Below are 26,584 nucleotides of genomic sequence, written 5' to 3' on the forward strand. Positions count from 1 at the left end.
GACTATCTGGATCAGAACAATGCCCTCATCAGTGATGTGCGTGCTTTGGCCACTGCCGGGTCGTCGGGTCCGACGATCTCGAATAGGTCGAGGACCCGCAGGCGCAGGGCTTCCTTCTGGTCTCCCGTCGACGTGCGGATGAGGGAGATGAGCCGGGAGAACGCACCGGCGGGATCGCCGGTGACGACCTGGGCGTCGGCGGCGGCCATCGCGGCATCGACGTCCTTCGGGTCGGCGTCGGCGGCGGCGATGAGCTCGGCCGGGTCGGCATCGATGAGGCGACGGCCCAACCCTGCGCGGGCGAGGCCGAACTTCGCCTCGTCATCGGCCGGTGATTCCGCGAGCGCGGCCTTGAACAGGGACTCGGCGGTGTCGAAGTCACCCTCGGCCAGGGCGGCTTCGGCCTCCGGGTGTTTCGGACCCGCAGGCTCCGGCTCGGCACCGCCGACGACGGCGCGGCCGTTCACCCCGTTCTCAGCGGCGAGTTTGAGGAGCTCCTCGAGGTACGCGGCGATCTGCGGCTCGGGCAGCGGTCCCTGGAACAGGGGAACCGGCTGGCCCTTGATGACGGCGACGACCGTCGGTGCCGCCTGGACTCCGAAGGCCTGCTGGAGGCGCGGGTTGGCGTCGATGTCGACCTTCGCGAGCACGAGGCGACCGCCGTAGGAGGAGATGAGGCGTTCGAGGACCGCGGTGAGCTGGGTGCTCTCCGGGGCGGCCGGGGATCCGAGGTCGATGACGACGGGCACGCGATCGGACAGTGCCACGACATCGTTGAAGACGGCTTCGTCGACGTCGAGGACGAGCGAGGGCAGCGGCACGGCGTTCGGATCGCCGGCGCCCGCCTGCTCGTCGGCAGGCAGATTCCTGCTGCGGACCGCGGAGAGGTCGAGCCCCTCCTGGGGGCCTGCGTCCTGTGTGGGATCGAGTGACACGGAATCTCCTTCTGGTGGCTGGTCAGCCGAGCTTGGCTCCGCTGAGGGTTTCGAGTCCGCCGATGAGTCGGACCTTGCCGTCCTTCGGCACGAGGAACGTGAGCACCTGATACGTCGAGGTCGACACCGGCTTCTGGGTGCTCGACTCTCCGGTGAGCTCCTTCTGCGGGGTGCTCAGCGTCAGCGTACCGGTCCGTCCTCCTTCGGACTGGGGTGTGATCGTCGACGTCGCCTCGATGACTCCGGTGACGACTGCGGCGTCGCCGGCAGTGCCCTGTGCGACGATCTGGTTGCCCGGATCGTAGGAGAACTTCACGCTCGCCTTGCCCGCCTCGGCGCTCTTGCGCTGCTCTTTCTGGTTGGCCCAGATCGACTTCGCGAAGTCGTCGGCTTCGAAGCTCTTCGCCTCCTTCGAGTCGGCACCCGATCCGAGCGCCTTCGCGTAGTCGGCGATGGTCTGCTTCGGGGTCTTCGCATACCCGTCCGCCTCGGCGTCGAGCAGCGGCGAGCCCTGCCGGGCGTCGGCGATCTCCGGCAGCTCGGTGCCGGGGACGAGCCGAGTCTGCGACCACAGCTTGTAGTCCGAGCGCGGATCCTCCTGGGTGAGGACGAGGAGCTGAGTGGCATCGCCGGCCGAAGTGATGAGGCTGGTGACCCGCGGCCAGGTGTCGGTGGCGGCGGTGTAGTTGACGACGATGTCGTCGGCGGCCACGGCCGGGGGAAGGTCGTGGTCCTTGACCTTCTTCTTCACCGCGTAGGCGGCCCCGCGCTGGTCGAGGGCGGGACCGGTCGCCCGCTCCTCGAGCGCCTTCGCATCGAGGTCCTTGTCGGCGGCGGCGACACCGTCGGCGACGGCACCGAGGATGCGCTCGGCCTGCGTGCTGCTCACCCCGGCCATCGGGGTCGTCGGCGCGGCCGAGGGTTCGGGCTTCGGCAGCTCTTCAGGTCCGCACGCGCTGAGCGCGAGCACGGGGACGATGGCGAAGGCGGTGCCGTATTCGGCGAGTTTGCGACGACGGTCCTGGCGGGCCTGACGCCGGTCGGCTTCGCGCTTGGCGGTGCGGCGCCCGAGGAAGAGGAGGACGAGCCCGATGAGGAAGATCACGCCGCCGCCGATCATCAGCGGGATCGCCCACGGAGTCGCCGCATTGCTCGGCCATGACAGGGTCACCGAGCTCACCTCGCCCGGCTGTCCGGAGCCGGCGATGAGGAACCCGGTGCGGTTCGCCTCGGCGTCCCAGTCGAGGCTCACGGTGCCGCTGCCGGTCGTCTCCGCCTCCCACAGGTCGGCCCCGGCGGGGTTGGGCACCTCTTCGGCGCCGTCCTTGGGTTCGACGGTGAGGCCGCCCTCGGAGGCGAGGCCGGTGATGCGCGCGGCGGCCGAGTCACCGATCCACGCGTCGATGCTCTCGATCGGGGCCTGGGCGATCGTCAAGTCGCCGGTGCCCTCAGCGGTGAGCGTCGCCGGGGTCTCGTAGAGATTGAGCATCCCCGGGTCGACGACGACGGCGGGTGCCGAGCCGTCGATCTGCGTCGTGGCGGTGATCGTGTCGTCCGGGGCCCACAGGGTCTTCTGCAGCAGACCGAGGCCGGCGACGACGACACCCACCACCATGAGAATCACAGCCAGTGTGTAACGCACGCGGGAACCTTCTCCTCAACTCGCGAATATCCTTGTCCGCCCGTGTGGGCAGACGACAGCACAAGTTTAGGCCACTGAGCTGGGACGGGCTCTGCGGATGCACTCAGCGTGTGTCGTCGCCCACACCACCGCAGGGCTCTCGGGTGAGGGCGACGTATAAGCTTGCAGGGTGAGCAACGACAGAATTGTGTGGATCGACTGCGAAATGACCGGCCTCGACGAGGCGCGCGACGAACTGATCGAGATCGCCGCGATCGTCACCGACTTCGAACTGAGGCCCCTGGACGAGGGCGTCGACATCGTCATCCGGCCCTCGGCGCAGGCGCTGGAGAACATGAATGACTTCGTCACCCAGATGCACACCTCCTCGGGCCTCATCACCGAACTCGATGCGGGAACGACCGTCGCCGACGCCCAGGCCCAGGTCCTCGACTATGTGAAGTCGCATGTCAAGGAGGCCGGGAAGGCGCCGTTGGGCGGGAACTCGGTGGGCACGGACAAGGTGTTCCTCAGCAAGCAGATGCCCGAGCTCGTCGACTACCTCCACTACCGGATCATCGACGTCTCCTCGATCAAGGAGCTCGCCAAGCAGTGGTTCCCGCGCGCGTACTTCCAGGCGCCGGAGAAGCGCGGCGGACATCGTGCGCTCGGAGACATCCGCGATTCGATCGTCGAACTCGCCTACTACCGTCGCGCCGTCTTCTCCTCCGCTGGTCCGACCTCGGATGAGGCGAAGGCGATCGCCGCCGAGGTGGTCGCCGCCTTCTCCGCCGACGATGAGTCCGATGCCTCGACGGCACCCGGTTCGGCGGCGGGGGCCTAGCTCGTCTTCTTCGCCGGCTGGGCGAAGATCGAGGCCGGGAAGGCGCCTGCCTGGGCGAAGACCTTGACCAGGGTGCGGCTCGGGGACACGAGTGCGGCGATCTGCTCGTCGCTCAGCCGCGCCCAGGCTGCGGTCACGGTGCCGTCGGTGAGGATCTCGATCTCCTCTTTGAGCTGTCGTCCCGCGTCGGTGATCTCCGGCAGCGGGTACCCGCGCTCGTCCGTGCCGAGGGTGATCAGCCCCGCCTCGGCGAGGCTCTCCTGCGCCGACTGCCAGGCCTCGTCGCTCCACCCTCGGGTCTTCTGTGCCGCGCGCGGTCTGAAACCCGCACCCGTGGCGACGTCGAGGAGGAGCGCCTCGATGCCGGAGACGCCCGCAGTGACGAGGGCGGCGACGTGACCGTCGCCGCGGAACTCGCGCAGCACCGTCGCGGTGTCCCACAGAGCTTCGAAAGCAGTCGCCGGGGTGTGGGCGTCGACGGCGTCGGCCGTCGCGGCGGCGAGCGCCCGCCCGGAGAAGTCGAGGTCCGCCCGCACCGGGGTCAGTGTGGTGGTGAGTTCGGTGGCCGCCTCGGTGAGCAGGGCGATGTCGTCCCGGGTCCCGAAGAGCTCCTCGAAGTAGAGGGAGACGGCGTCGAAGCGGGCGGAGACCATGACGTCGGGCGAGACGACGTCCCACACGCGGGGAACGATGGTGGCGATGAACTCGGGCGAGTAGTTGGAGAAGGTCCCGGCGACGACCCCTGCCGTGACGCGGCCCATCGGGGCCGATCGGGCGGCCATATTCGCCTCGACCCCGGGTTCGAGGCCGAGCTCGGCAAACGAGCGGCCCACGGTCTCGGAGAAGTAGATGGACGAGTGGAACGAGTTGAGACGGGCTGAGAGAGTCCTGATGTTCTGCGTGCGAGTCGAGTCCATGACCCCATCCTAGGCGTGCGCGATGGAACAATGGAGGCCATGACGACCCGCGAGTACGCCCGCCCCCGCAGCCGCCGCAGAACCCTCATCGTCTCCGGGATCGTCGTCGTCCTCACCCTCATCGTCGGCGCGATCGCCGCCGACAGGATCGTCGACAGTCTCACCGAACAGCGCATCGCCGAGGGCCTGAAGTCCTACGGTGAGACCGAGGTGGACGTCGAGGGCTTCCCTGTCCTCACCCAGCTCGCCGCCGGCCGTCTCGATGCGGTGCGCGTGACCGCGGCCAAGGCCACCTACGAGGGCATCGACTTCACGAACGTCGACGCGAAGCTCTTCGACGTCCCCACCGACTCCTCGCGTCCGGTCGGCACGGTCGACGCCGAAGCGACGATCCCGCTGACGACGATCGACCGGTTGGCGAAGGAGAAGGCGTCTCTGCCCGACGGGATGGCGTTCGACAGCAGTGCCAGCGGGCTCGTCCTCACGGGTTCCCTGCTCGGTCAGGACGTGCGCATCGGCATCGACACCCGTGCGGAGGCGAGGCGGATCCTCGTCTCGGCGACGACGCTGCAGCTCGGCTCCGCGCAGGTCGACCTCTCGACCCTTCCCGGGTTCCTCACCTCGGCGATCTCCGACATCGTCATCGACCTCGAGACCCTGCCCGCGGGACTCGAGCTCACCGACATCAAACCCGCCGACGACGGTCTGCGGGTCAGCCTCCACGGCTCCGGAGTCATGCTGCGCTGAGGCGCTCACTCCTCTGTGGGCTCGGTCCGCTCTTTGGGCACGAGCATCCGGTAGCCGGACCAGACGATGTCGACGAGCACGACGATGGTCCAGATGCGTGAGACCGACCCGACCAGCCTCTGCAGCTGCGAGCCCTCGGCGTTCCACGTCAGCAGGGTCGTCACCGAGGTCCCTCCCGTGATCACCTCCCACGGCCAGCTCTGGGCGACGACGGCGAAGACGATCTGCGCGACGGCGTAGATGCCGAGGTGGACGGCTAGGTGTACTGCCCAGCGACGTTGGTTAAGCGGCTGATGGGTGGCTGGTTCCCGATAGCGGTGTGGGGCCGATGATGATTGTACTCATGGATCCATGCCGGTAGGGCCTCGCGGCGCGCGGTCTCGCTGCCATAGAGCCTGGCGTAGGCCCATCCGTCGTTCAAGGTCCGGTGGAAGCGCTCGATCTTACCGTTGGTCTGGGGCCGGTAGGGCCGGGTCCGCTTGTGCTTGATGCCCAGGTCGGTGCAGGCATCACGCCAGGCGTGCGAGCGATAGGCGGAGCCGTTATCGCTCAAAACGCGCTCCACCGCGACGTCCCGGGCCGCGAACCAGACCACGGCCCGCTCGAGCACGGCGATGGCCGTGAGGGCCTTCTCGTCGTTGTGGATCTCCGCGTAGGCGATCCTTGAGTGGTCATCGATCACGGTGTGCACGAACGCGGTACCCAGCCTCGGATGCCCGCTGGAAGTGCGCTGGCCGGTGCGGTTCGCCGTCGCCCGTGAGTTCTGTTCCCCGGCCTGCCGGCCCAGGAACCGATGTCCGCCGCCATCGGGGACATTGCCGAACTTGGTGACGTCCACGTGGATCATCGCCCCGGGATACGAGTGTTCATAGCGGCGGATCGGCTCGCCGGTGATCCTGTCGATGTAGCGCAGCCGGTTGATCCGGCACCGCACCAGCACCGCATGCACCGTCGAGGCGGCCAGGCCCAGGTGGAAGGCGATCTGGACCGGTCCCATGCGCTTGCGCCAGCGCAAGGCCACGATCTTCTTTACCATGGCCTGCGGGGTGCGGTTCGGGCTCGAGCGCGGCCGGCTGGGCTTGTCGGCCATGCCGTCCTCACCGTGGGCGCGGTAGCGGTCCGCCCACCGTTTGGCCGTGGGCCAGGAGACCATGTACTGCTTCGCCGCGGTGGAGACACTCCAGCCCTCGTCGACGATGAGCCGGGCAATCTTCAGACGTGCTTTTGGGGTCAATGCTGCATTAGCGTGGGACACGAAGGCCTCCTGTTTGTGAAGCGGTTTCTTAGACAGCTCCACTCCACATCAGGGGGCTTTCGTCATCCCATCAATTCAGATCGTGTCGTCGCAAGAATTCAACCAACCTGCCTGGGCAGTACAGCTAGGGTGGTGGCGGTTCTCTTCATGGCTGGGCTCAGCCCCTTTCCCTGATCATGGTGCTGTGGTGGTGGAGTGTGCTCGGGTGCTGTCGCGACGGCTGCGAAGGACCGGAGGCTGCGCCGGCCGAGGACGCCGGAGACGACGAGGAGGAGCCCCGCCCCGATCGTCGCGACCTCCCACAGTCCCGCTCCGAAGAGGAGACCGGCGGCGAGGGCACCTGCTGCAGAGCCGAGGAGGTCCGCGCTCTGGTACCACCCGAATCCGCGACCCGCGTGCCTACCGGAGACCTCGGCGACGAGACGTTCGAGCAGGGGGACGAGCAGCGAGAAGCACAGGGCGGAGAGGATCCAGAGCACCGCGAGGGCCACAGGGCCGGGTCGGGCGACCAGTGCCGCGGCGAACACGGCGGAGCAGCCGAGACCGACGAGCAGGATCCGGTGCGGAGGCACCCGGCGGACACGTCGGTGCAACGGCTTCGGGGCGATGCTGAGCACGATCGCCCCGGGCAGATAGACGAGCGCGATCGCGCCGAGGTCGAAGCCGAGCTGCCCGATGAGGTGGAGGATAAGGAGGAGGGAGACGATGCCTTCGGCGAAGGCGACGACGCCGGCGAGGACGAGGATTCCGCGTAGGGACCGCAACAGGTTCCGGGCGTCGACCGGCGTGAGGGGTCTCGCGACGAGGCGGTCTGAGCCGGTGAGCCGGCCGGAGCCGGTGAGGGCAGTGAGCGCGAGGAGGACACCGGCGACGAGGCACGAGGCCGCGCAGGCGAGGGACATCGCCTGTGCTCCGGCGATCTGGAACAGCGGGATGCCGGCGAGAAAGGCGATCCACGCGCCGGAGGACTCGCTCTCCATAAGTGCGGCGAAACGGTCGTCTCCGGAGTCGATGCGTGAGGCGATGTGGGCGCGGACCGCCACCCAGAAGTACGCGCCGCCGAGGCCGCCGAGACCAGCGGCGGCGAAGGCCGGGGGCACGGTGGTCGCGGCGGCGTAGAGGCCGAAGGAGAGCGCACCGCATCCCGCCCCGGCAGCCGCGAGCAGAAGCGTGCCCCGCTCACTCCCTGCGCGGTCGACGAGGACACCGGCCACCGGCCTCACGAGGAGGGAGACGAGGAACTGAACGGCGAGCAGTGCTCCGGTCTGGGCGGGGGTGGCACCGAGGATCTGGGCGGTGGCGAGCGGGAGAACGAATTCGAGGAGCTCGGCCGGTCCGCTGAAGAAGCCGGCCGCGCCCTGCACTCGCGGCTGCCGGGTGGAGGTCCCGGGTGTCCCGGCACCCCCGGGCTGCCGGTTCGTCGGTGTGTGCGGAGAGTCCATGACCTCAGGCTAGGAACCGGGACCTGTGGTGCGCGTCGGTCCGAAGTCGCATCCGGGCGTACGACTTTGGGATGATCCGGACCGGGGTGTGCCTCATTAGACTCAGACCATGTCGTCGACGAGGCCCTCCCCCAGGCACATCCGCGTGCCGGGGCTGCCGAGCGTCGATCTCGAGGACCTCGTCACCGCGATCGTGCTCAGCAGCATCGGCATCCTCTTCATCGTCCTCGGCCCCCGCGACCGGTGGTTCGCCATCGACATCGTCCCCGAAGCCGTCGCGCTGCCGGTCCTCGTGCTCTGCGGGTTCGTCGGCACGCTCTTCGCCTCCCGTGTGCTCGTCTCGACGGTGAGCATCCTCGCAGGCCTCGGCGTCGACCTCCTTTCCGGTGGGCACAACTTCGCCCTGTGGCTGATCTTCCAGCTCGTCTTCGCCCTCGTCGGCCACGCTCCGCGGCCGGTCGCGAAGACCGTGTCCCTGGCTGCCGGGGCGGTCCCTGTTGTCACCGGGCTCATTGCCTTCGCTCTCGGCGCGGAGGTGTCCGCGGCCTTCCAGTTCTCCCTGCTCGCCGCGCTCATCGTCTTCCTGCCCGCCCTGTGGGCGAGCAGCGTCCGTGAGCACCGGAACACCGCCGAGGCCCAACGCGCCCGAGCCGAGGCCGAACGTTCCCGGGCCGATGCGCAGACGCAGATGGCCGTCCTCGCCCACCGCACCGCCGAGGTGAGCGCTCGGCTCGCCGAACAGAAGGTGCGCGCCGCTGCCGCCGAGGACCTCCACGACCTCGTCGCCGGGCACATCTCTGCGATCGCGCTGCAGTCCCAGGCCGCGCTCGCGACCGGCGACGAAGCGGTGCGCGCGCGGGTGCTCACCACCGTCCACGCCTCCGCCGACCTGGCGCTCAGCGAGCTGCGACGGATGATCGACGTGCTCAGCGCCGACACCGACACCACGGATCCGGCGGCCTCGGTGTCCGAGACGCTCGCTCTCGCCCGCGGTCTCGGGGTGAGCGTCACCGGGGAGGAGAGCCTGCGCCTGCTCGACGGCGCCGAGGAGGAGGCGCTGCGCCCGGTCTTCGCGGAACTCCTCGCCAACGTCGTCAAACACGCCGACCCCCGGGAGCTGACGATCACCGCCAAGCGGCCCGGCACGTTCGTCGTCGCCAACCCGGTCTCCGCACCGGATGCCACGGGTTCCGGGCCCGGCGGCGGGCCAGCCGGCAGCGGTCTCGTCGGCACCGGGCGGGGACTGGAGAACATCGTCCGCCGTCTCCACCGCCTCGGCGGCACGGCGGATTTCGCGATTACGGCGGGAGAGTTCCGCGCCGTCATCATCCTGCCGACGCACCTGCGGGCGGGAACGAGCGCCTCGGCGGGGAATGAGGAGGAGAACCCATGACGACCGTCCTCATCGCCGATGACCACGGCGCTGTGCGGGCAGGCATCCGCATGGTGCTCGAGACCTCACCGGAGATCACCGTCGTCGGGGAGGCCGCCGATGGTGCGGTCGCCGTGAGCATGGCGGGGGCGCTGCGGCCCGACATCGTCCTCATGGATGTGCGCATGCCCGTCCTCGACGGGGTCGCTGCGGCACGCGCGCTGCGGGGCACGGGGCCTGCGGTGCTCATGCTCACGTCCTTCGGACTCGACGATGTCATCCTCGCGGCGCTGCGTGCCGGTGCCGCCGGCTTCCTCCTCAAGAACGCCTCGGCCGAGGAACTCATCGACGCGGTGCTCCGGGCCGAGGCCGGGGACACCGTGCTCTCACCCGAGGTCACCGCGAGCGTCGTCGCGATGCTCTCGACGCTGCCGGCTGAACCTGCGGGGCAGGAGTCCGAGCCGTCCGCCCTGCCCGACGATCTCACCGACCGTGAACTCGAGGTCCTCGCGGGGATCGCCGAGGGGAAGAACAACCGGACGCTGGCCCGGGAGTTCGGGATCTCCGAGGCGACGGTGAAGACCCATGTCTCCCGGGTGCTCACGAAGCTCGGCGTCGAGTCCCGGGTCCAGGCGGCGCTGCGGTACACCTCGGCGAGATAGGACCCGGGAACCACCGGTCCGCGGGCCGCCGACCGAACCGAGCCTCCCAAGCTGCGTCGGACGCGTTTGCCAGGACCGACTCAGTCTGTGAGTCTACGATCGGTGCTGACCATCACATCTGTGAACCACACCTGTGAAGAAGGGCGCCACCATGGCTTTCGACAAGTTCCTCAACAAGGCGAAGAACCTCGCCAACGACCCCAAGGTCCGTGAGAAGCTCAACTCCGAGAAGATGGAGAAGTTCAGCGATCAGGTGCTCGACAAGGCGGCAGGTGCCGCGGATTCGCTGACGAAGGGCAAGTACAGCGACAAGATCAAGGGTGCCCGCGACGCCGCCGACCGTGCGATCGGCACCGATGGACGCAACCCGGGAACGCGTCCTGACTTCCGCTCCGGACCCGGTCCGGATGTCCGCCCGGGAGACCCCGGCTCGGACCGTCCGCAGACGCACCGACCCGACGGGTCCGTCGATCCGCGGGACCCCCGCAACCGGCCCGACGCCTCCTGAGGCGCTGATCTCTCGTCAGACGCTGAGCGTTCGGCCCGGGTCTCACGGCTGATCCGCTCCCCCGCCCCCGCACGGTCCGTCCGTGCGGGGGCGTCGTGCATTCCCGGGCCCGCCTGGTCCGGGGTGGGCGATCCCACACTGCCGGGACGCACCAGTGTGTGAGAATGGCAGTCGGGTCGCAGCCCTCGCGGACCCCGAACCGACGACAGGAGGTGCCATGCGATCACCGATCCCCGATTTCCTCGACGCGTCGCTCGAGCGTCATCGCTACGATCTCAGCGGCGCCACCGCCGACTACATCCCCGACCTCGCATCCGCCGACCCGACGAAGCTCGCGATCTGCATCTCCACCCTCGACGGGGTCGAATACGACTCGGGGGACGCGGACTTCGAGTTCTCGATCCAGTCGATGTCGAAGCCCTTCATCTACGGTCTCGCGCTCGAAGCGCTCGGTCTGCCGGCGGTCCTCGACAAGGTCGGCGTCGAACCCACGGGTGAGGCCTTCAACGAGCTCTCCCTCGACAAGTCCTCGGGCAAGCCGCTCAACCCGATGATCAACGCCGGGGCGCTCACCGTCCACGCCCTCCTCGGCGGGAAGGACGCCACCCTGGCCGAGCGCACGGAGATCGTCCGCGCCGGTCTCTCGCGCTTCGCCGGACGCCAGCTGCGCATCGACGAGCACATCGCGGACGGTGAACTCGGTGAGGCGTACCGCAACATCGCGATCGCGAACATGCTCCGCTCCTACGGGGTCATCACCGACGACCCCGACGAGGTGGTCCACGGCTACATCAACCAGTGCTCAGTCCTCGTCAGCGTCAAGGACTTGGCGATCATGGCGGCAACCTTGGCCGGGGGCGGCACGAACCCGCTCACGGGCGAGCAGGTGCTCTCGCCGCGTGTCAACCGGCAGGTGCTCGGAGTGATGATGACGTGCGGGATGTACGACGCCGCCGGTGACTGGATGACCGAGGTCGGGGTGCCTGCCAAGAGCGGCGTCTCCGGCGGGCTCTTCGGCGTCCTGCCCGGTCAGCTCGGCATCGCGACGTTCTCGCCCCGGCTCGATCGGCACGGCACGAGTGTGCGCGGGGCGAAGATCTTCCGTTCGCTCTCGGCCGACCTCGGCCTCCACATCATGAATGCGCCCGAACCGGCACGCTCGATCATCCGCCGCGACCGCCGCTTCGTCGACGCGAAGGGCGACATGGTCCGCATCGTCAGCCTCCAGGGCCTCATCCAGTGGGCCGGGGCGGAGAACGTCATGCGGGAGATCGCCGCGCCCGATGACGCCGTCGACGTCTTCGCCCTCGACATGCGCCGGGTGTATTCGATCAACGAGGTGGCCCGCCGGATGATCGTCGAAGCGCTGCGTCGGCTCGAGGGCGAGGGCAAGCGCGTCGTCCTCCTCGACCCCGAGGACACGATGGGATGCGCCGGAAGCGGTTCGGCACTGCCCGATGTCGAGATCGTCGACTCCCCGAAGGAGCTGCGCAACCTCGACCTGCGCGGTCTGCGGCGAGTCCGCGACGACTTCGCCGATCGGACCTCGTAGACGCTGCGGGTCGGCGGGCCTCGACTGCGTGGGAGGCCGTACTCGTGGGGTGCCTCGCTCACGCGCACGGGCCGACCGCCCCTGTTTGCTAAGGTAAACCTAACCGAACGCGAACGAAAGGTCTCCGATGACGACTGACGCCCCTGCCCGCACGAAGCGACCCGAACGCCCGCAGGCGATCCTCACGGTCACCGCGACCGAGGCGGTCACGCCCAATCTCATCCGCATCACCGCGGGCGGTGAGGGCTTCGACGCGATCAGGGACAACGACGCCACGGACAAGTACGTCAAGATCATCTTCGCCGACCCCGCGCACGGACTCACCCCGCCCTACGATCTCGCCGAACTGCGCGAGCACTCCCCCGAGAGGCTGCCGCGCAACCGCACGTACACGGTGCGCGAGATGGACAGGGAGAATCGGCAGCTGACGATCGACTTCGTCGTCCACGGAGACGAGGGCATCGCCGGCCCGTGGGCGCGGACCGCGGCCCCGGGTGACACGCTCGTGGCGATGGGGGCCGGCGGCGCCTACCGACCCGACCCGGACGCTCCCTGGCACCTGCTCATCGCCGACCACACGGCGATCCCCGCGGTGAGTTCCGCGCTCGAGGAGATGGACGCTGCGGCGACCGGACACATCATCGCGAATGTCCCCCACGCCGAGGACCGTCTGCTGCCCGAGGTTCCCGCAGGGATGACGATGACCTGGGTCGATGACGACGAGGCGCTCATCGCCGCCGTCCGCGACCTCGACTGGGCTGAGGGAACCCCACAGGTCTTCGCCCACGGGGAGCGGGAGACGATCAAGGCGATCCGCCGCATCCTCAAGGAGCGCGAGGTTCCCCGCGAGTCGCTGTCGATCTCGGCCTACTGGGCGCGCGGACGCGCGGAGGACCAGTTCCAGGCCGAGAAGCGCGAGCCCATCGGTCAGATCGACTGATCCGCTGGGCGTCTCCGCGGGGACGCCCAGCGACGTCCTCGCCGGGACGTCGGCTCAGCGTCTCCGAGTGACGAGGAAGGCGACGACGCCGAGGGCGATGAGCCCGGCCGCGACCCCGCCGATGAGAAGGTACTGACCGAGGTCGGCACCGGTGCGCGGCAGCGATCCGGCGTTCTCATCGTCGGCGGCGGCGGATCCCTCAGACCCTGCCGAGACACCGCCGGCGCTGCCGCCCTTCGGGTCAGAGTCCTTCGCATCGGAGTCGTTCGCACCGGACCCGCGCGAATCGGCCGTGTCGGCATCCGCGCCGGTGCCCGCGTCCGCGTCATCGCTCGCCCTCGCATCACTGCCATCGCCGGCATCGGCGTCTGCCCTCGAACCGGCGTCCGCCTCGGCGCCAGCATTCTCATCGGCCCCCACACCTCCGTCAGCCTCGGCCCCGGCACCTCCGTCAGCGTCGGCCCGGGCATCCGAATCGCCGCCGCCTTCGGTGAGGTCGTCGACCGAGTAGAGGCTCGTCGTGCCGGAGACCTCGTTGCCGATGACGAGCGCGGCCTCCCCGGTCGGGGACTCCCCCGCGCTGAGGAACGTGATGCCCTCAGGGCCGAGATCGCCGGCCTTCGAGAGCAGGCCTGCCGGATCCGCGGCACCGTCGATCTCATCCTCGACGGAGACGGAGAAGTCGCGGTTGTTGAAGTAGGTCGCGAACTCCGGGCTCTGCGGGTCGCTGAGGTCGTAGACGGCGATGCCGCCGATGCGCTCGAAGCCGACGAACGCGTACGTCGTCTCCCCCACCTGGCCGATCGTCAGCGCCTCGGGCTCGGGTCCTTTGTCGTCGCTGCGGCCCTCGAGGTTGGATTCGGTGTGGTTGGAGTTGAAGAACTGCGGGATCGCCTTCGCGGTCATCTGCTCGAACTCATCGCCGGAGTCGGCGACGAGCGTGCCGTCGGTCGTCCAGATCGAGAACGACCGGCCTCCGAACGCGTAGAGCTCCTCATAGCAGCTCCCGTCCTCGCTCAGTCCGAGGTCGGTGATGACGTTGAGGCGACCCAGTTCGTCATCCCCGAGGCTGTCGGCCAACGGCGAGGTCTCGCACACGGGGGCGAGGCCGTCGCCGCCGAGATCCTTGACCCTGGCCGCGTCGACGAAGTCGCCCCACTCACGGGAGTCGCCTTCGTTCGCGGTGACGAGGTAGTCGGTGCCGCCGGCGGAGAACGTCGAGACGGTGTCGGGCATATACGCGCCCTTGAGCCCGGGGTAGGTCGCGATGTTCACCATCGGGGCGTCCTTCGGATCCCTGTCGGAGGGGTCAAGACCGTTGCCGGCCTTGCCGTAGTCCTTGAAGCCGAGGGGCATGATCCGCTCGACTTCCCCGGCGGCGATGTCGACGACGGCGATCGCGTTCGCCTCCTGCAGGGTCGCGTACGCCTTGCCGCCTGCGACGGTGATGTACTCGGGTTCGAGGTTGCGGGAGACCGGAAGGTCGCCCTCGGGGTTGGGGCCGAAGACCCGCACACCCTCAGGCAGGGTCTTCGACCCGCCCTCCTCGAACTCCCGGAAGTCGGCGGTCCGCACATCCGCCTCGGTGGGGGCGGCCACCTCGGCGGGGAGGTCGACGATGCCCACCGACCCTTCCGGATCGGTCGAGAAGTCACCGGCCGGCTCGCCCTCGTTCGCCACCAGGGCCTGCTTGCCGTCGGGGGTGATCGTCACCATGTCCGGCAGGGATCCGACGCCCACCGTTCCGAGCACCGTCGCCGAGGTGGTCCTCGCGTCGAAGAACATCAGTGACCCGGGCTTCGTCTTGTCCTCGTTCTCCAGCGCGATGACGCCGAGGCCGTCCTCACGGATCGCGATCGAGTTCGCGGTGCCCGAACCGGTGATCTCGCCGACCTTGGCCGGGTTCTTCGGATCAGAGGCGTCGATGATGTCGACGCTCGCGGCCTGCGCGTTGACGGTGAAGACGGTGTTGCCGTGGACGGCGGTGATCTCGGCTGCGGACTCGTCGAACTGTCCGGTCTCGTACGCGCCGAGGTAGCCGAGCGCGACCTGCGCGCCCGGCGCCGAGGTGGTGATCGGCTCCGGCACCTCTCCCGCTTGTGCCGGGGTGCCGCCTGTGACGTTCAGCCCGGCGCTCAGGCCGGTGGTGAGGAGGAGGGCGGTGAGGGCGGCGGTGACTGTCTTCGTTGTCGTCATCGGTTCTCCGAGTCGAGGCGGCGCGGACGATTCGTGTCCGCCTACTCCATATATATGGAGAGAGGTGACGGTGCCCGGAACCGGAGGTGGCGCGTGCGTGAACGCGTGGCGTCGGCGGCGCGCCGCTCGGTGCGGCGGGGGTCGGTTGCCTGCGGCCGGGGTCGGTCGCCTGCGGCCGGGGTCGGTCGCCTGCGGCTCAGCTCAGGCCGAGGTCGTCGACGACCGAGGCGACCCTGCGCTTGTCCTCGGTGCTCAGTCCCTTGAGCGGTGCCGGGAGGCAGTCGCCGGTGACGAGGCCGAGGTGCTCGGCGATCGCGGCCCCGACTCGGAGGCTGCCGCCGTGGGCGGCAAAGAGATCCCACAGCGGTTGGAGGAGGACGGCGAGTTCGCGGGCGCGTTCGACCTCGCCTGCCTGGATGGCGCGGGTGATCGCGAGCATCGGGGCGGGGATCGTCCCGCCGATCGCTGAGAACCATGCGTCGCAGCCGGCGATGAGTCCCTCCGCGCCGTATGCGTCGACGGAGACGCCGATGGCGACCCGGCCGCCGGTGGCCTGCCGAATTCCTGCCACCCGTTCCTGCCAGTCGGCGGGGCTGAGCGGCAGTCCGGGGATCTTGATCGCCGCGATGCCCTCGATCTCGGACAGACGGGCGTAGAGCTCGGTGGTGAAGGTGAAGCGGGTGGTGGTGGGGTTGTCATAGACGATGACGGGCAGACCACTCGCCGAGGTGACCGCCCGGAAGAGCTCGACGACTTCGGTCTCGGTGAGCGGATGGTAGCTCACGGGGGCGAGGAGAAGCGCTGCGGCACCGGCCGCTGCGGCGGCTTCGGCATTGGTGAGGACATCACGCGTGCTCAGCGCCCCGATGCCGATGGTCACCGGGATGCCGTCGGCACGGTCGACGGTCAGGCGGGCCACCTCGGCGCGGTCCTCGGGACTGAAGTAGGGCCCGCATCCGATCGAGCCGAGCGGGGCGATCGAGTCGACGCCGGCGGCGACGAGGCGGTCGATGAGCCCAGCGAAGGCATCCTCGTCGAGGCGTCCGTCTCGGACCGGGGTGAGCGGGAAGGCACTGAGTCCGGTGAAGGGTGAGGGGGCGGGCAACGGCATGGGCACTGCCTCGGTGCATGTCGCGACGTCGGTCATCTGCTGTCCTTGTCGTCCCGGAGGAAGCGGTCGAGGGTGGGGAACGCCGGCCTGGCACTCGGGTCGGTGACGGCGTACGCTCCGACGGCGTTCGCGATGCTCAGCGCCGCCTCGGCGGGGATCCCTGCGCGCAGGGCGATGGTCAGGGCTGCACAGAACGCATCCCCGGCACCGACGGTGCTCACCGGGGTGACGCGGCGGGCGGGGGCGTGGGCGATCTGGTCGCCGCGGGAGAAGAGGGCAGAGCCCTTAGCCCCGGAGGTCACGGCGACCGAGCGGGCGGAGCGCAGCTGCGGAAGCGCGGCGTACTCGGATTCGTTGACGATGATGAGGTCGGCACGGTCGATCACCTCGGCGGGCAGAGGCAGGGCGGGGGCGGCGTTGACGACGAAGAACCCGCGCACGGTGCGGGCGAGCGCGGACACGACGGTCATCGGGATCTCGAGCTGGGCGAGCACGGTGTCGTCGGCGAAGTCGTGGCCGCCGATGCTCACGTGGGCGTTCGCGCCTTCGCAGACGGCGATCGTGTTCTCACCGTGGGCGTCGACGGTGATGAGCGCCGTTCCGGTCTCGGCGTCGACCTCGGCGATGGAGTCGACGGTCACACCGGCCTGCCGCAGGGCGGCGATCATCTCGGTCCCCGTCGGGTCGGTGCCGACGGCCCCGATCATCCGGGTTCGGGCGCCGAGGCGGGCGGCCGCGGCGGCCGTGTTCGCGCCCTTTCCGCCGGGGCTGCGCGTGAGGGTGCCGCCGCCGACGGTCTCTCCGGGGCCGGGCAGGCGCTCAGTTGTCGCGGTGATGTCGGCGTTGATGCTGCCGACGACGGTGAGGGGGATGGCGAAGGCGGACACACCTCACTCTAACGCGCACCGCGTCCGCCGGCTGGGAAGCCGTGGTGCCGTATATTCGGGCCATGGCTGAGAACTCGACGTCACGGACCATCCCACCCCGACGGTATTCGGCGGGAGCGTGGGCGAGCGGGGCGGCGCAGGCGGTCATCGTCGTCATGTGCCTGCTCTACCTGTTCACGAACGCGCTGTGGGCGCTCATCGCCTGGGAGTGCGTGACGCTGGGCTACCTCGTCGTCGGGCTCATCGTCGTGTGGAGGGGCCGACTGCCCGAGACGGGTGACCGAGAGGAGGCCCGCGTGGTCGCGAAGTGGCTGTGGATCCCGCCGCTGCTGGCCGCGATCGTCGGCGTCCAGGCGGCGATCACCGCGATGGTCAACCAGGGGTCGGGAGAGGCCGGCTCCGAGAAGACGGCGCTCCTCTTCGCGGCGAGCGTGGGCATCATCCTCTCGTGGCTCATGCTCCACATCGCGTTCGCGGAGATCTATGAGGTCACCGAGGCGGCCAACGACGAGCAGGAGCTGCGGTTCCCGACGACGACCACACCCTCGACGCTCGACTACCTCTACTTCTCGTACACGATCGGCACGTCGTTCGCGACCTCGGACGTCGAGGTCTGCGGGGTGCCCGCACGCCGGATCGTCCTCCTCCACAGCATCGCCGCGTTCTTCTACAACGCCCTCGTCGTCGCCGTCGCCTTCCAGGTCCTCCAGAACCTCATCGCCCAGGGGTGAGCCGTGGGCGATATCCCAGGCGCGGGTCAGGCGACGAAGACGCAGAAGGGGTGTCCGGCGGGGTCGGCGAAGACGTAGAGCGGTTCGTCGGGATCGTCGGTGCGGTCGAGGAGGATGCGGGCTCCGAGCGCCTCGGCGCGCTCCCGGTGGGTCTCCAGCGCCTCGGCATCGGGGACGGTGAAGTCGAGGTGCAGCTGCATGGGCACGTCCGGGTCGGGCCACGTGGTGGGCGTGAGTTCGTCGACCTGCTGGATCGCGAGCGTCCGGTTGCCGGCCGCGTCGACGAGGACGAGCCAGTCGGCATCGTCGGGATTGCCGTCGGTCGGCGGTTCGTCGCCGATGCGGTAGTGCAGTCCGAGGTACTGCCGGTAGAACTCGGCCAGGTCGCGGGGGTCCTCGGCGTCGAGGACGGTGTGGAGCAGGCGCGGGAATTCGGTCATCCCTCACCTTAACGCCGCGACATGAGCCCTGAGTCGATGGCGTGGGCAGGAACCACACCACTCGCAGCCCAGTTGTGGTCGAAGAACCGAGGGAAATCAGCCGATTCAGCGAAAATCCCTCGGTTCTTCGACCACAAAGGGTTGGTGGGGCGGGGGGCTATAGGACAGAAAGTGTGTCTCGGATCAGGCTCGTGCCCAGCAATCCCAACGGCAATACCCGGTTTGCTTAGCTGATCGGGCTTAGCATCGATGGGGTGCTTGCAATCGACGTACATGCGTGATCTGTCAAACAAGGCTGAAGAAGAACGGCACGACCAGTGCTGGTACACCGAGGTACCGGTGCCCGAACTGCGGGGCCAGCAGCACCGGTACACGGGCCGTATCGACACGAAGAACCGAGCTGCGGGTCTTCCTCGACTGGCTACTCGGTCCCGCACCACAGACGGCTGTCGATCACTTCGGGTCGACCCGAACCTTCCGCCGCCGCACTCAATGGTGCTGGCGAATCGCCCCGACCGTGTCAGCGACTGGGGAGATCCATGACCAGATCATGCTCGATGGCACCTATTTCAACGGGTGGTGCGTCCTCATCGCCTACACCGGGGAGAAGGTCATTCACTGGCAGTGGTGTGATCGGGAGAAGACCGCGTCCTGGACGGCGTTGATCGCCCGTATCCCTGCCCCGAGATACGCCGTCGTCGATGGCAACGGTCCTTTGACCACTGTGATCGAGACGCTGTGGCCAGATACCCGCATCCAACGGTGTTTCTTCCATATCCGGCAGGCCGGACACCGGCACCTGACCCGGAATCCGAGCTTGCCGGCCAACCAGGAACTGTTGCGCCTGTACCAGGCGCTGCCGCGGGTTGACTCCCGCGATCAAGCAGCAGCGTGGTTGGCGGCGTTCGCGTCGTGGGAGGCGAAGTGGTCAAGGTTCCTCAAACACCGCACCAGGGCCAAAGACGCTGGTGCGAGGCCGGCGCATGTCCGTCGTGGACAGTCGTGGTGGTACACGCATCTGCGGACCCGTCGAGCGTATTTCTTCCTCTCACGGATCATCGCGAAAGGACACTTGTTCACCTGGTTGGATGCCGCTGACGAGGGTATCGAGCTCGCGCGGACGACGAACGCGTTAGAAGGCGGGATCAATGCGGGCATCAAAGGACTGCTGCGGGCACACCGCGGGTTGAGTGAGGGGCATGCCCGGCGTGGGGTGGACTGGTTCCTCTTCGAGAGGTCTCATCAGGCCGGGACGGGGTGGTCCTTGGTCGGGCCGGAGCATTGGGCACCGCCGAAGCGTGTGCGTGCTCCTCGTGAGGAGCCGATCGGACCGGTGGAGTACGGGACAGGGTTCTCGTGGGAAGACGGCATCGGCATCCAGAAGGGGTGGGGAGGACGACGCGGGTGACGCGCCCGGAAAAGACACACTTTCTGTCCTATAACCCCCTATAACCCGGGGCGGGCGCCTGACACGGCAGAAGCCCCGCGATCCTTGATTTCTCAAGGATCGCGGGGCTTCTCGATCGGGGTGAGTAACGGGACTTGAACCCGCGACATCCGCGACCACAACGCGGCGCTCTACCAGCTGAGCTATACCCACCACACAGCCTGCACCTCGGCGCAGACAGCAAGATACATATTAACGTCCCGCACTGCGGTGGGGCAAACGCACAGGCGGTCAGGTGCATAATGAGACGCAGATCTCCTGACGTGCAACGATTCCGTAGAGATGTATAACGGTTTCGGAAAAGCGGTGGGAGGCCCCATCCTCATTCACTAGGATTGTCACCGCCCTGCCGTCGACTTCCCAAGGACCCCTGGTACATGCCACGTGCGCTGATCTCTGTCTCCCAGGACGGGTACACCTACCTGTCCCTCGATGGGGCGACGAGTCGCTACTCGGACACGGGCCAGGCGATGACCTACCTCGGCGACTATGCCCGCGCCACCGAGACTCCGGTGTCGGTGACCATCGACAACGGCGACCAGGGCGTCGACGTCGAAATCGATGCCGCAGGCCGGATCGTCCCCGCCCAGAGCACCGCGCCGAAGGAGCCCGCACCTGCCGCGACGGCCGAGGCTGCGGCTCCCGGTGCCTCCGCACCTGCCCCGGTCTCCCAGCACGACCAGTCGACCCCGGCTGCCCAGTCGACCCCGACCGAACCGGCTGCCCGGGAGACCGACCCGACCACAACCTCGGCGAGTGGAGCCTCCCCCTCCTCCGAGACTGCGGCGGACGCGGCACCGGCGGCGGCCATGGGCACGGACCCCGCACCGACGACCGGCACGGACGCCGGGCGTGCGCCGGAGTCCACCGAGGCGGCCGCCGGGGAGGAGTACCCACTCGGCACCCCGTACTCGGGACCGGCAGCCCAGACCCCGCCCACGCAGAAGCCGAGGCAGAAGCCCGCGCGGAAGCGTCCGGCGGGCAGGAAGCAGCGCCGACTCGGACGCCTCACCGTGCCCGGCCTCGTCCTCATCGGCATCGCGATCCTCATGATCGGCGCCTTCGTCATCCCCAACATCGTCCCCACCAGCGCCCCCGAATCCCCACAGACGATCAACTCGGACCAGCAGCTCGACGCCGCCTCCGACCTCACCGTGGAGACGACCGACGACATCGTCCCGACGTTCGAGAACACACCGACGTGGGAGGCGAAGATCCCCGGCAGCGCCTCGGTGACGGCGTCGGATCGCGGCGTGCTCGTCGTCGACGGCGACAAGCTCGAAGTCCTCGACTCAGCGACCGGTGCGGTGCGCTACTCGGGCACGGTCGATCAGGCACCGACCTTCGCCGTCGACACGAGGATCGGGGGCCGAGCGGCCCTGCTCTGGCAGGTCGGCGACTCCGCACAGGCGCTCTTCGACGGCGAATCCACCCCGAAGTCCTACAGCCTGCCCACGAACACCCGGATCTCCTCGGCAGGCACGAGCGTGCTCGTCAAGTCCGGCAACCGCCTCGCGACCTTCGGCGAGGACGGGCTCATCGACGTGCCCACCCCGGAGAGCGGGTCGACGCCGATGGCGGTGGAGAACGGGGAGCTCTACAGCGCCGACTTCGACGGGCCGGTGGTGGCGACGAACATCGAGTCCGGCGACAAACGCGACATCGACCTCGAGGCCCCTGCCGACGGTCTCCGGATCATCAAATGGATCTCGGCCGGCCACGGCAAGGTCATCGCCCTATGGGGCGAGCAGGGGGCGTCGACGAACAGCGGGCACCGCATCCAGCTCGTCGTCCACTCCCTCGACGACGGCTCGATCCTCTCGACGGTGACGACAACGACGGACATCGTCGGCGAGATGTCGTGGGTCCGCGGCCAAGGCGGACAGCGGGCCTACATCGGCCCCTACCTCTTCGACCTCGAGACCGGTCTCCTGCTCGCCGACACGACACGCGCCGACGTCAACCTCTCCGAACCGCGGGGAACGATCGTTCCGTGCACGATCGACAACGAGGCGGCGTGCCTCATCGCCGGCCAGACCGCGTACCGCAGTGACACCCGCCTCCTCGCCGTCACCGACAACGACAACCAGGCGATCGTCGACGGCGTCGACTCGACGATCCGGGCCTATCCGAAGCGCCCGCAGACCGCGAACGGATGAGCGGAGCTTTAACAGCGCACGCCGAGCCACTATGATTGTGGCCGTCGTGCCGTGACGTCATGTCCCCTTGACGGGCCGATGACCGGCAACCCCGACCGAAGGATCCCAGTGCCGATCACCACACGAGAGTTCAGCCGCACCGCGGCCGCTTTCGGCACTGCGCTTGCCCTCGCGGCCCTGCCCCTGACCGTCGGCTCCCCCGTCGCTGCCTCCCCCTCCCCCTCTCCGACCCCCACCGCCGAGGCGACCGCCGACTCGAGTGCGACCGCGGGGTCCGAGGCGAGCGCCGAGTCCGGGGCGAGCGCCGACTCCTCGAGCGACGGCACGGCCGACGCCGGCAGCGATCCCATCGCCGATGACGGCGATGCGAACGCCGAGGGGTCGGACAATGCCGACGGCGATCGCAGGCCCGACGACGCCTGCGAGAACCCCGAGGAGGCCACCGGCGACGAGCCCTGCGTCGCGGCGACCGTTCCGCTCGTCGCGACCTGGGACGGGAAGGCCAAGACCCTCAAGCTTCCGACGACGAACTCCGATCCTAAGACGAATATGCCCGTCAGCTGGGTCGGTGCCCGGTTCGCAGGCCCGAAGCCGGAAAGTGTTCCCGCCCAGCAGTCCGCGGAGTCGGGAACCTCCGATGCGGAGACCGATTCCTCGGATACCACCTCCGGTTCCGGATCGGATTCGACGGGCGATGCCTCCGGAACCGAGAGCCCTGCCGACGCCGACTCGACCGGGGAGACCGACGACAGCGGCAACCCCATCGACGTGCGGGCCCCGGCGGTCCCGACGGAGTTCTCCCTCAACTCGGAGGGCTACGTCACCCTGCCCGACTCTCCTGATGCCTACACCTTCAGCGGCTTCACCTCGAACCCGAACTGGAAGTTCGAGGTCGACAACGGCACGATCGTCGTCCGGGGCACCCCGTACACGGATTCCGGCGACTCCGCGGATACGGACTCGAACGGCTCGGCGAGCGGCGGGTCCGGATCCGACGGCGGAGGCTCGTCCACCTCGGCGGATGCCAACGCCCCAAGCGATTCCGAGGGCGGATCGTCGGGATCGGGATCCGGATCGGGCGCCTCGGCGGACTCCGGATCGCGAGCCGACGATTCGGGCGGATCGTCGAGCCGCGCGAATGCCGACGACACCTCCGAAGGCGCTTCGAACCCGACGGGCAACGGCGACGACAGCGGGGGGTCGACACGAGCCGGCTCCGACACCGACGGCTCCGGCACCCAGGGCTCGGACTCCGCGGAAGGCGAGTCCGAGGACGGTCGCACGACGGAGGCTCCCTCCACGGGCAACGGGTCCGGCCCCGGGCGCGACGTCATCCCGGGCGACACCGGTGCCGACTGGCTGCCGGGCGCGACCGGCGAGGGTCCGCACCCCGACTACTCGGATCCCGTCCCGCGCAACCCCGACTCCCCCACCCCCGATGATGACACCGACCTCATCACGGGCGGCGATCAGCCGGCGCCGCGCGGCAACAACCAGGCCTCGTCGTCGTTCGGCGAGTCGTTCGTCTCGACGATCGTGAGCTCGTGGCCGGTCCTCGTCCTCGCCGCCTTCGGCATGGGCGCCGTCGGCTTCATCCTCTTCCTCGTCGGCCGCCGCAGTCGGCGCGACGAAACCGCCTGACCCTGCCACCGCCTCGGCGGGGGCGGCGAACGCCGAGGTCGGGCACGCAGCTCGCGCGGAATCCGGGGGCGTCGAACTGACACTGCGAGAACTCAGCGGCTAAGCTTGGCGGCAGGGCCTGTGACTGCCGGTCACAGGCGGACATGCACGTGCGATCCGGAGGATGCGACCCGATGACAGACAACGTCTACACCTCAGATGTGACCGTCGACAATGCGACAGCCGCGCAGCTGTCGGAGTCGATCCGCCTGCGCGAGGAGCGCCTCTCGGAGAACATCGACGAACTGGTGGGACGCCTCCACCCCAAGGTCCTCCTCACCCGCGCCGTCAACAAGGCGAAGTCGACTGTCATCGAAGAGGACGGGTCCCCGAAGCCCGAGGCCATCGCCCTCGGCGCCGGCACCGTGCTCGGCATCGCCGCCCTCGTCGTCGGGTTCTCCGGTCGAGACCGTCGTGGCTGACTCCGCTCTTCCGATCCGCATGCTCCATGACCGGATCCTCATCGACCCCGGTGAGGAGGCCGGCGAACGCAAGTCCGCGGCGGGGATCGTCATCCCCGCGACCGCGACGATGGGCAAGCGCCTCGTCTGGGGCGAGGTCGTCGCCGCTGGTCCGCATGTGCGGCAGGCCGACCTCGGCGACACCGTCCTCTACGATCCCGAGGACCGCGCCGAGGTGGAGCTCGAGGGGCAGGCGTATGTGCTCCTGCGGGAGCGCGACGTCCACGCGATCTCCGAACCCGCCGAGCAGTCGAGCGCGGGAATGTACCTCTGACCTGCGATCTCAGTCACAAAACCGCATAATGGCCCGTCTCGGTTTGCACGAGCGCCGCGCCCCTGAGTAGTATTAATTCTCGTTGCGTGGCAAGTGCGACAGGCGCCTCTAGCTCAATTGGCAGAGCAACTGACTCTTAATCAGTGGGTTCCGGGTTCAAGTCCCGGGGGGCGCACCAGCCAAGAACCGCCGTTCGGATCATCCGGACGGCGGTTTTCTGTTTCCCCGACCAGGTACGCGACGGACGTGCCGAGCTCTCGCGCAACGGCGAGCAGGTCGGACACAGACCACCCCACCCGGCCCTTGAGCTTCTTCGACAGCCCGGTCTGGGTGATGCCGAGCAGCGGCGCCAGCGCGACCTGAGTCATGCCCCGTTCCCACATGAGCATGTGGACGCGAGTGCCGACGAGCATGTCGGGCGACGGAATGTCGTCTCTAAGCGGGGAGGTAGTCATGAGTCGATTATCGACCAAATCGGACAGATAGGCAACACGCTCGAGAAAGTTTCTTGAATAGTCTGATTTGTCATGTACAGTCCTCGGTATGACGAATCAGACTACTCACGACTCCGACGCCTACGTTCCGCCCGGGGCAGCCGCTCGGATCGCTTTCGTCACCACGAAGACGCTCATTCGCATGGCAGAGCGCGGCGACATTCGATCCTTCACACTTCCGTCGGGGCACCGTCGCTACCACCGGGAAGACCTCGAAGCGATCGCCGCCGGTGAGATTCCCACCGGGCCGAAGTCGGTGGCGTCGTGAGCCCGTTCATCCAGTCCGACGACGACCCGGAGGAGAACCGAGCTCGGCGGTCCGGAGAGTTCTCACTGGACGTCGACGGCGAGACCATGTTCCGGATGCTCAAGCGTTCGGGTGAGGACGAGCTGTGCACGGACAATTCCGCAACCGCTGCCCGCGCTCGCGCTGAGCAGAAGGCACAGGACCTCAGAAAACAGGTGAGCCGCCTCGCGGAAGCGGCACGGCGGACCCCGCCAGCGAAGCAGCTACCTCTGTCCAGGCTCGATGACAGCTCCGCCGAGAAGGAAGCGAAACTGAAGGACCAGCTGGACCGCATCCATGAACGCGCGAAGGCACCGATCAGCTATCCCGAGCCCGTCGAGCCACCTGCCGTGGATTACAAGAAGGTGGTCAACGACTCACTCCTGCAAGCCGTGAAGGAGGGCATCGCCGATGAGGGCAATGGCCTCACCCTGCTGTGCGAGTTCCCGCGAGAAGCCGTTGACGGCGGCAGTCATGTACTCCGTCTGGTACTGAAGGACGGCGGCAAGACGATCGCTAGCCGATCCCTCGATTTCAGTGGCACGGTTCCGGTTCGCGCGGGCGAGGAACTCGGCGGTTTGCTTCCGAGCATCGTCGATTTCGTTGAGAAGAGCAGCGAGTTTTTGGGTGTCCATATCGAGACTTCCCTTGCGGGTTACGGCGTCGACCCTACGACGCCTATGGCATCAGCGGAGGGTGCGACCTCTGCTGGTGGGGACATCGTAAGGGACGGCACCGACACGGCTCCCGGGTCGAGAACCCCGGTCGAGGAGTCGGATGCCACGGGCGCGACCACCTGTGAGGGGTCACCACGGTGGTCGCGCCCCACGAAACCCACCAATGGAAGCGAGGTCGACGATGACCAGTGAACGAGTCCCGACCCCGGCGTCGATCCGCCGGCAGGACACCATCAACGACGCGATCACCGCGGCCGACCGAACCCTCAGCGTGTTGCGCGGGTACCGCGCTGCCCGACGTGACGGGTTCCCGCTGTCCCACCTGGCCCGCATCGAGGCGGTCCTCGAACGCACCAGGACGCAGGTGGAGAAGATGATCGCCGAGGAGAAGGGCACGCTGAGCCTGATCGGCTACGACGCCGACGAGGCCGCCCTCCTCACGAAGTTCGCTGGCTCCCCTCCACCCACGAAGCTCACCCCGGTTCCCGACGTCGTCGCGGACCCGGATGACGTCCTCGACATTCCCAAGCACACGGCAGGAGATTGCGACTGATGCCCACCGCATTTGGCTTCAACACCGACCCGAACGCCAGCCTCGAGCGTGAGGAGTTCGTCAACGAGATCTTCGCCGTCCGCAGTGTCGCACTCCTCCGCGTCAAGCAGCTCGAGAAGGAACTCCGCAGCGTCGCCTTCGACTACAACACCCAGGTCGAGAACCTCGGCCTCATCGCTCAGGCGCTCCTCCGCGTCGTCGACGAGACCTCCGACTCCATCGCCGAGCTCGCCGCGAACACCGAAGACGAACTCGTCGCACCGCTGCGCGCTCGCCTCAGCCCGGTCGAGGATCTCGACGTCGAGGAGACGGGCACCCAATGACGGGGTGGGTGCCGGTGGAAGGGGAAGCCCCGGCATCCACTCTGACCCCCACTGGAAAGAAGTAGCCCCC

General features: G+C 68.3%; 28 protein-coding genes and 2 tRNA genes. 18 read left to right on the forward strand and 12 right to left on the reverse strand.

Translation table 11 applies throughout. The features are described from left to right. Positions 1-11 precede the first annotated feature (11 nt). On the reverse strand, positions 12-935 hold the full coding sequence (locus ACQ1RG_RS16330) for a tetratricopeptide repeat protein (protein ID WP_009379380.1): 924 nt from the start codon (positions 933-935) through the stop codon (positions 12-14). Positions 936-957: 22 nt separating this feature from the next. Next, complete coding sequence (locus ACQ1RG_RS16335; RefSeq protein ID WP_063249155.1) at positions 958-2,550, reverse strand: hypothetical protein; 1,593 nt, start codon at positions 2,548-2,550, stop codon at positions 958-960. Between the two features lie 232 nt (positions 2,551-2,782). Between ACQ1RG_RS16335 and orn the strand changes: the two genes are divergently transcribed. Continuing rightward, positions 2,783-3,400, forward strand: a complete 618-nt coding sequence (gene orn, locus ACQ1RG_RS16340; RefSeq protein WP_009379384.1) for an oligoribonuclease — start codon at positions 2,783-2,785, stop codon at positions 3,398-3,400. On the opposite strand, the gene ACQ1RG_RS16345 is transcribed toward orn, so the two are convergent. Beyond that, entirely contained in the window at positions 3,397-4,317 is a 921-nt protein-coding gene (locus tag ACQ1RG_RS16345; protein ID WP_342474214.1) for an SCO6745 family protein, read from the reverse strand. The two genes, orn and ACQ1RG_RS16345, sit on opposite strands and share 4 nt — an antisense overlap. 39 nt (positions 4,318-4,356) lie before the next feature. Between ACQ1RG_RS16345 and ACQ1RG_RS16350 the strand changes: the two genes are divergently transcribed. Next, positions 4,357-5,064 (forward strand): LmeA family phospholipid-binding protein, encoded by a 708-nt coding sequence (locus tag ACQ1RG_RS16350; RefSeq protein ID WP_063249156.1) that lies wholly within the window; start codon positions 4,357-4,359, stop codon positions 5,062-5,064. Positions 5,065-5,069: 5 nt separating this feature from the next. Here ACQ1RG_RS16350 and ACQ1RG_RS16355 read toward each other — a convergent pair whose 3' ends face one another. The 3 genes from ACQ1RG_RS16355 to ACQ1RG_RS16365 form a co-directional block, all read right to left on the reverse strand. Further along, the gene (locus ACQ1RG_RS16355) at positions 5,070-5,228 is read right to left on the reverse strand and encodes a hypothetical protein (RefSeq protein WP_430600289.1); all 159 of its coding nucleotides are present in this window, start codon (positions 5,226-5,228) and stop codon (positions 5,070-5,072) included. A 92-nt stretch (positions 5,229-5,320) separates the two neighbouring features. Next, positions 5,321-6,319, reverse strand: a complete 999-nt coding sequence (locus ACQ1RG_RS16360; RefSeq protein WP_430600857.1) for an IS481 family transposase — start codon at positions 6,317-6,319, stop codon at positions 5,321-5,323. A 98-nt stretch (positions 6,320-6,417) separates the two neighbouring features. Continuing rightward, positions 6,418-7,761, reverse strand: coding sequence for an MFS transporter (locus tag ACQ1RG_RS16365; RefSeq protein ID WP_430600291.1), 1,344 nt, complete (start codon positions 7,759-7,761; stop codon positions 6,418-6,420). A 109-nt stretch (positions 7,762-7,870) separates the two neighbouring features. On the opposite strand from ACQ1RG_RS16365, the gene ACQ1RG_RS16370 reads away from it, so the two are divergent. The 5 genes from ACQ1RG_RS16370 (at position 7,871) to ACQ1RG_RS16390 (ending at position 12,795) form a co-directional block, all read left to right on the forward strand. After that, positions 7,871-9,154: a histidine kinase gene (locus ACQ1RG_RS16370; RefSeq protein ID WP_430600292.1), complete on the forward strand. Its 1,284-nt coding sequence runs from the start codon at positions 7,871-7,873 to the stop codon at positions 9,152-9,154. Next, positions 9,151-9,795 (forward strand): response regulator transcription factor, encoded by a 645-nt coding sequence (locus tag ACQ1RG_RS16375; protein WP_342474217.1) that lies wholly within the window; start codon positions 9,151-9,153, stop codon positions 9,793-9,795. The genes ACQ1RG_RS16370 and ACQ1RG_RS16375 overlap by 4 nt, the downstream gene beginning before the upstream one ends. A gap of 151 nt (positions 9,796-9,946) precedes the next feature. Beyond that, positions 9,947-10,303: an antitoxin gene (locus ACQ1RG_RS16380; RefSeq protein ID WP_101624957.1), complete on the forward strand. Its 357-nt coding sequence runs from the start codon at positions 9,947-9,949 to the stop codon at positions 10,301-10,303. 217 nt (positions 10,304-10,520) lie between these two features. Continuing rightward, complete coding sequence (locus ACQ1RG_RS16385; protein ID WP_101624956.1) at positions 10,521-11,855, forward strand: glutaminase; 1,335 nt, start codon at positions 10,521-10,523, stop codon at positions 11,853-11,855. A gap of 127 nt (positions 11,856-11,982) precedes the next feature. Further along, positions 11,983-12,795 (forward strand): siderophore-interacting protein, encoded by an 813-nt coding sequence (locus ACQ1RG_RS16390; RefSeq protein WP_101624955.1) that lies wholly within the window; start codon positions 11,983-11,985, stop codon positions 12,793-12,795. 54 nt (positions 12,796-12,849) lie between these two features. On the opposite strand, the gene ACQ1RG_RS16395 is transcribed toward ACQ1RG_RS16390, so the two are convergent. The 3 genes from ACQ1RG_RS16395 to ACQ1RG_RS16405 form a co-directional block, all read right to left on the reverse strand. Beyond that, complete coding sequence (locus tag ACQ1RG_RS16395; RefSeq protein ID WP_232252477.1) at positions 12,850-14,991, reverse strand: choice-of-anchor I family protein; 2,142 nt, start codon at positions 14,989-14,991, stop codon at positions 12,850-12,852. A gap of 196 nt (positions 14,992-15,187) precedes the next feature. Further along, entirely contained in the window at positions 15,188-16,138 is a 951-nt protein-coding gene (locus tag ACQ1RG_RS16400; protein WP_101624954.1) for a dihydrodipicolinate synthase family protein, read from the reverse strand. Further along, positions 16,135-16,989, reverse strand: a complete 855-nt coding sequence (locus tag ACQ1RG_RS16405) for a ribokinase (protein ID WP_101624953.1) — start codon at positions 16,987-16,989, stop codon at positions 16,135-16,137. The genes ACQ1RG_RS16400 and ACQ1RG_RS16405 overlap by 4 nt, the downstream gene beginning before the upstream one ends. 62 nt (positions 16,990-17,051) lie before the next feature. Here ACQ1RG_RS16405 and ACQ1RG_RS16410 point away from each other — a divergent pair, with 62 nt between their 5' ends. Next, on the forward strand, positions 17,052-17,720 hold the full coding sequence (locus tag ACQ1RG_RS16410) for a DUF1345 domain-containing protein (RefSeq protein WP_101624952.1): 669 nt from the start codon (positions 17,052-17,054) through the stop codon (positions 17,718-17,720). A gap of 26 nt (positions 17,721-17,746) precedes the next feature. On the opposite strand, the gene ACQ1RG_RS16415 is transcribed toward ACQ1RG_RS16410, so the two are convergent. Next, entirely contained in the window at positions 17,747-18,160 is a 414-nt protein-coding gene (locus ACQ1RG_RS16415; protein ID WP_063249117.1) for a VOC family protein, read from the reverse strand. A gap of 277 nt (positions 18,161-18,437) precedes the next feature. Here ACQ1RG_RS16415 and ACQ1RG_RS16420 point away from each other — a divergent pair, with 277 nt between their 5' ends. Beyond that, positions 18,438-19,568, forward strand: a complete 1,131-nt coding sequence (locus tag ACQ1RG_RS16420; RefSeq protein WP_144589524.1) for an IS1249 family transposase — start codon at positions 18,438-18,440, stop codon at positions 19,566-19,568. A gap of 119 nt (positions 19,569-19,687) precedes the next feature. On the opposite strand, the gene ACQ1RG_RS16425 is transcribed toward ACQ1RG_RS16420, so the two are convergent. After that, positions 19,688-19,760 (reverse strand) — tRNA-His (locus tag ACQ1RG_RS16425). A 224-nt stretch (positions 19,761-19,984) separates the two neighbouring features. Between ACQ1RG_RS16425 and ACQ1RG_RS16430 the strand changes: the two genes are divergently transcribed. The 5 genes from ACQ1RG_RS16430 (at position 19,985) to ACQ1RG_RS16450 (ending at position 24,359) form a co-directional block, all read left to right on the forward strand. Then, on the forward strand, positions 19,985-21,766 hold the full coding sequence (locus ACQ1RG_RS16430; RefSeq protein WP_201672009.1) for a hypothetical protein: 1,782 nt from the start codon (positions 19,985-19,987) through the stop codon (positions 21,764-21,766). Positions 21,767-21,874: 108 nt separating this feature from the next. After that, a complete protein-coding gene (locus ACQ1RG_RS16435; RefSeq protein WP_201672008.1) occupies positions 21,875-23,407 on the forward strand; it encodes a hypothetical protein in 1,533 nt (510 codons plus the stop codon). A 173-nt stretch (positions 23,408-23,580) separates the two neighbouring features. Continuing rightward, entirely contained in the window at positions 23,581-23,868 is a 288-nt protein-coding gene (locus ACQ1RG_RS16440) for a DUF3618 domain-containing protein (RefSeq protein ID WP_009379411.1), read from the forward strand. Next, complete coding sequence (locus ACQ1RG_RS16445; protein ID WP_009379413.1) at positions 23,861-24,181, forward strand: GroES family chaperonin; 321 nt, start codon at positions 23,861-23,863, stop codon at positions 24,179-24,181. The genes ACQ1RG_RS16440 and ACQ1RG_RS16445 overlap by 8 nt, the downstream gene beginning before the upstream one ends. 102 nt (positions 24,182-24,283) lie before the next feature. Next, positions 24,284-24,359, forward strand: a tRNA-Lys gene (locus ACQ1RG_RS16450). Here the strand turns inward: ACQ1RG_RS16450 and ACQ1RG_RS16455 are convergent. Next, positions 24,322-24,636, reverse strand: coding sequence for a helix-turn-helix domain-containing protein (locus tag ACQ1RG_RS16455; RefSeq protein WP_430600877.1), 315 nt, complete (start codon positions 24,634-24,636; stop codon positions 24,322-24,324). The genes ACQ1RG_RS16450 and ACQ1RG_RS16455 overlap by 38 nt on opposite strands. Positions 24,637-24,724: 88 nt before the next feature. Here ACQ1RG_RS16455 and ACQ1RG_RS16460 point away from each other — a divergent pair, with 88 nt between their 5' ends. The 4 genes from ACQ1RG_RS16460 to ACQ1RG_RS16475 are packed head-to-tail and all read left to right on the forward strand — an operon-like array spanning position 24,725 to position 26,514. Further along, positions 24,725-24,943 (forward strand): hypothetical protein, encoded by a 219-nt coding sequence (locus ACQ1RG_RS16460; RefSeq protein ID WP_430600294.1) that lies wholly within the window; start codon positions 24,725-24,727, stop codon positions 24,941-24,943. After that, positions 24,940-25,830, forward strand: coding sequence for a hypothetical protein (locus ACQ1RG_RS16465; protein ID WP_430600295.1), 891 nt, complete (start codon positions 24,940-24,942; stop codon positions 25,828-25,830). The genes ACQ1RG_RS16460 and ACQ1RG_RS16465 overlap by 4 nt, the downstream gene beginning before the upstream one ends. Next, positions 25,820-26,191, forward strand: a complete 372-nt coding sequence (locus ACQ1RG_RS16470) for a hypothetical protein (RefSeq protein ID WP_430600296.1) — start codon at positions 25,820-25,822, stop codon at positions 26,189-26,191. The genes ACQ1RG_RS16465 and ACQ1RG_RS16470 overlap by 11 nt, the downstream gene beginning before the upstream one ends. Continuing rightward, entirely contained in the window at positions 26,191-26,514 is a 324-nt protein-coding gene (locus ACQ1RG_RS16475; protein ID WP_430600297.1) for a hypothetical protein, read from the forward strand. Before ACQ1RG_RS16470 ends, ACQ1RG_RS16475 begins: the two co-directional genes overlap by 1 nt. The last annotated feature ends 70 nt before the right edge of the window (positions 26,515-26,584 follow it).

The organism is Brevibacterium sp. K72, from assembly GCF_050562175.1.
Taxonomy (GTDB): Bacteria; Actinomycetota; Actinomycetes; order Actinomycetales; family Brevibacteriaceae; genus Brevibacterium; species Brevibacterium casei.

Bases quoted from the DNA above. Each gene is read 5' to 3' on its own strand.
- ACQ1RG_RS16335 (WP_063249155.1), bottom strand. From the start codon at position 2,550: ATGGTGGTGGGTGTCGTCGTCGCCGGCCTCGGTCTGCTGCAGAAGACC.
- orn (WP_009379384.1), top strand. From the start codon at position 2,783: ATGACCGGCCTCGACGAGGCGCGCGACGAACTGATCGAGATCGCCGCG.
- ACQ1RG_RS16345 (WP_342474214.1), bottom strand. From the start codon at position 4,317: ATGGACTCGACTCGCACGCAGAACATCAGGACTCTCTCAGCCCGTCTC.
- ACQ1RG_RS16350 (WP_063249156.1), top strand. From the start codon at position 4,357: ATGACGACCCGCGAGTACGCCCGCCCCCGCAGCCGCCGCAGAACCCTC.
- ACQ1RG_RS16365 (WP_430600291.1), bottom strand. From the start codon at position 7,761: ATGGACTCTCCGCACACACCGACGAACCGGCAGCCCGGGGGTGCCGGG.
- ACQ1RG_RS16370 (WP_430600292.1), top strand. From the start codon at position 7,871: ATGTCGTCGACGAGGCCCTCCCCCAGGCACATCCGCGTGCCGGGGCTG.
- ACQ1RG_RS16375 (WP_342474217.1), top strand. From the start codon at position 9,151: ATGACGACCGTCCTCATCGCCGATGACCACGGCGCTGTGCGGGCAGGC.
- ACQ1RG_RS16380 (WP_101624957.1), top strand. From the start codon at position 9,947: ATGGCTTTCGACAAGTTCCTCAACAAGGCGAAGAACCTCGCCAACGAC.
- ACQ1RG_RS16385 (WP_101624956.1), top strand. From the start codon at position 10,521: ATGCGATCACCGATCCCCGATTTCCTCGACGCGTCGCTCGAGCGTCAT.
- ACQ1RG_RS16390 (WP_101624955.1), top strand. From the start codon at position 11,983: ATGACGACTGACGCCCCTGCCCGCACGAAGCGACCCGAACGCCCGCAG.
- ACQ1RG_RS16395 (WP_232252477.1), bottom strand. From the start codon at position 14,991: ATGACGACAACGAAGACAGTCACCGCCGCCCTCACCGCCCTCCTCCTC.
- ACQ1RG_RS16400 (WP_101624954.1), bottom strand. From the start codon at position 16,138: ATGACCGACGTCGCGACATGCACCGAGGCAGTGCCCATGCCGTTGCCC.
- ACQ1RG_RS16410 (WP_101624952.1), top strand. From the start codon at position 17,052: ATGGCTGAGAACTCGACGTCACGGACCATCCCACCCCGACGGTATTCG.
- ACQ1RG_RS16415 (WP_063249117.1), bottom strand. From the start codon at position 18,160: ATGACCGAATTCCCGCGCCTGCTCCACACCGTCCTCGACGCCGAGGAC.
- ACQ1RG_RS16430 (WP_201672009.1), top strand. From the start codon at position 19,985: ATGCCACGTGCGCTGATCTCTGTCTCCCAGGACGGGTACACCTACCTG.
- ACQ1RG_RS16440 (WP_009379411.1), top strand. From the start codon at position 23,581: ATGACAGACAACGTCTACACCTCAGATGTGACCGTCGACAATGCGACA.
- ACQ1RG_RS16455 (WP_430600877.1), bottom strand. From the start codon at position 24,636: ATGACTACCTCCCCGCTTAGAGACGACATTCCGTCGCCCGACATGCTC.
- ACQ1RG_RS16460 (WP_430600294.1), top strand. From the start codon at position 24,725: ATGACGAATCAGACTACTCACGACTCCGACGCCTACGTTCCGCCCGGG.
- ACQ1RG_RS16470 (WP_430600296.1), top strand. From the start codon at position 25,820: ATGACCAGTGAACGAGTCCCGACCCCGGCGTCGATCCGCCGGCAGGAC.
- ACQ1RG_RS16475 (WP_430600297.1), top strand. From the start codon at position 26,191: ATGCCCACCGCATTTGGCTTCAACACCGACCCGAACGCCAGCCTCGAG.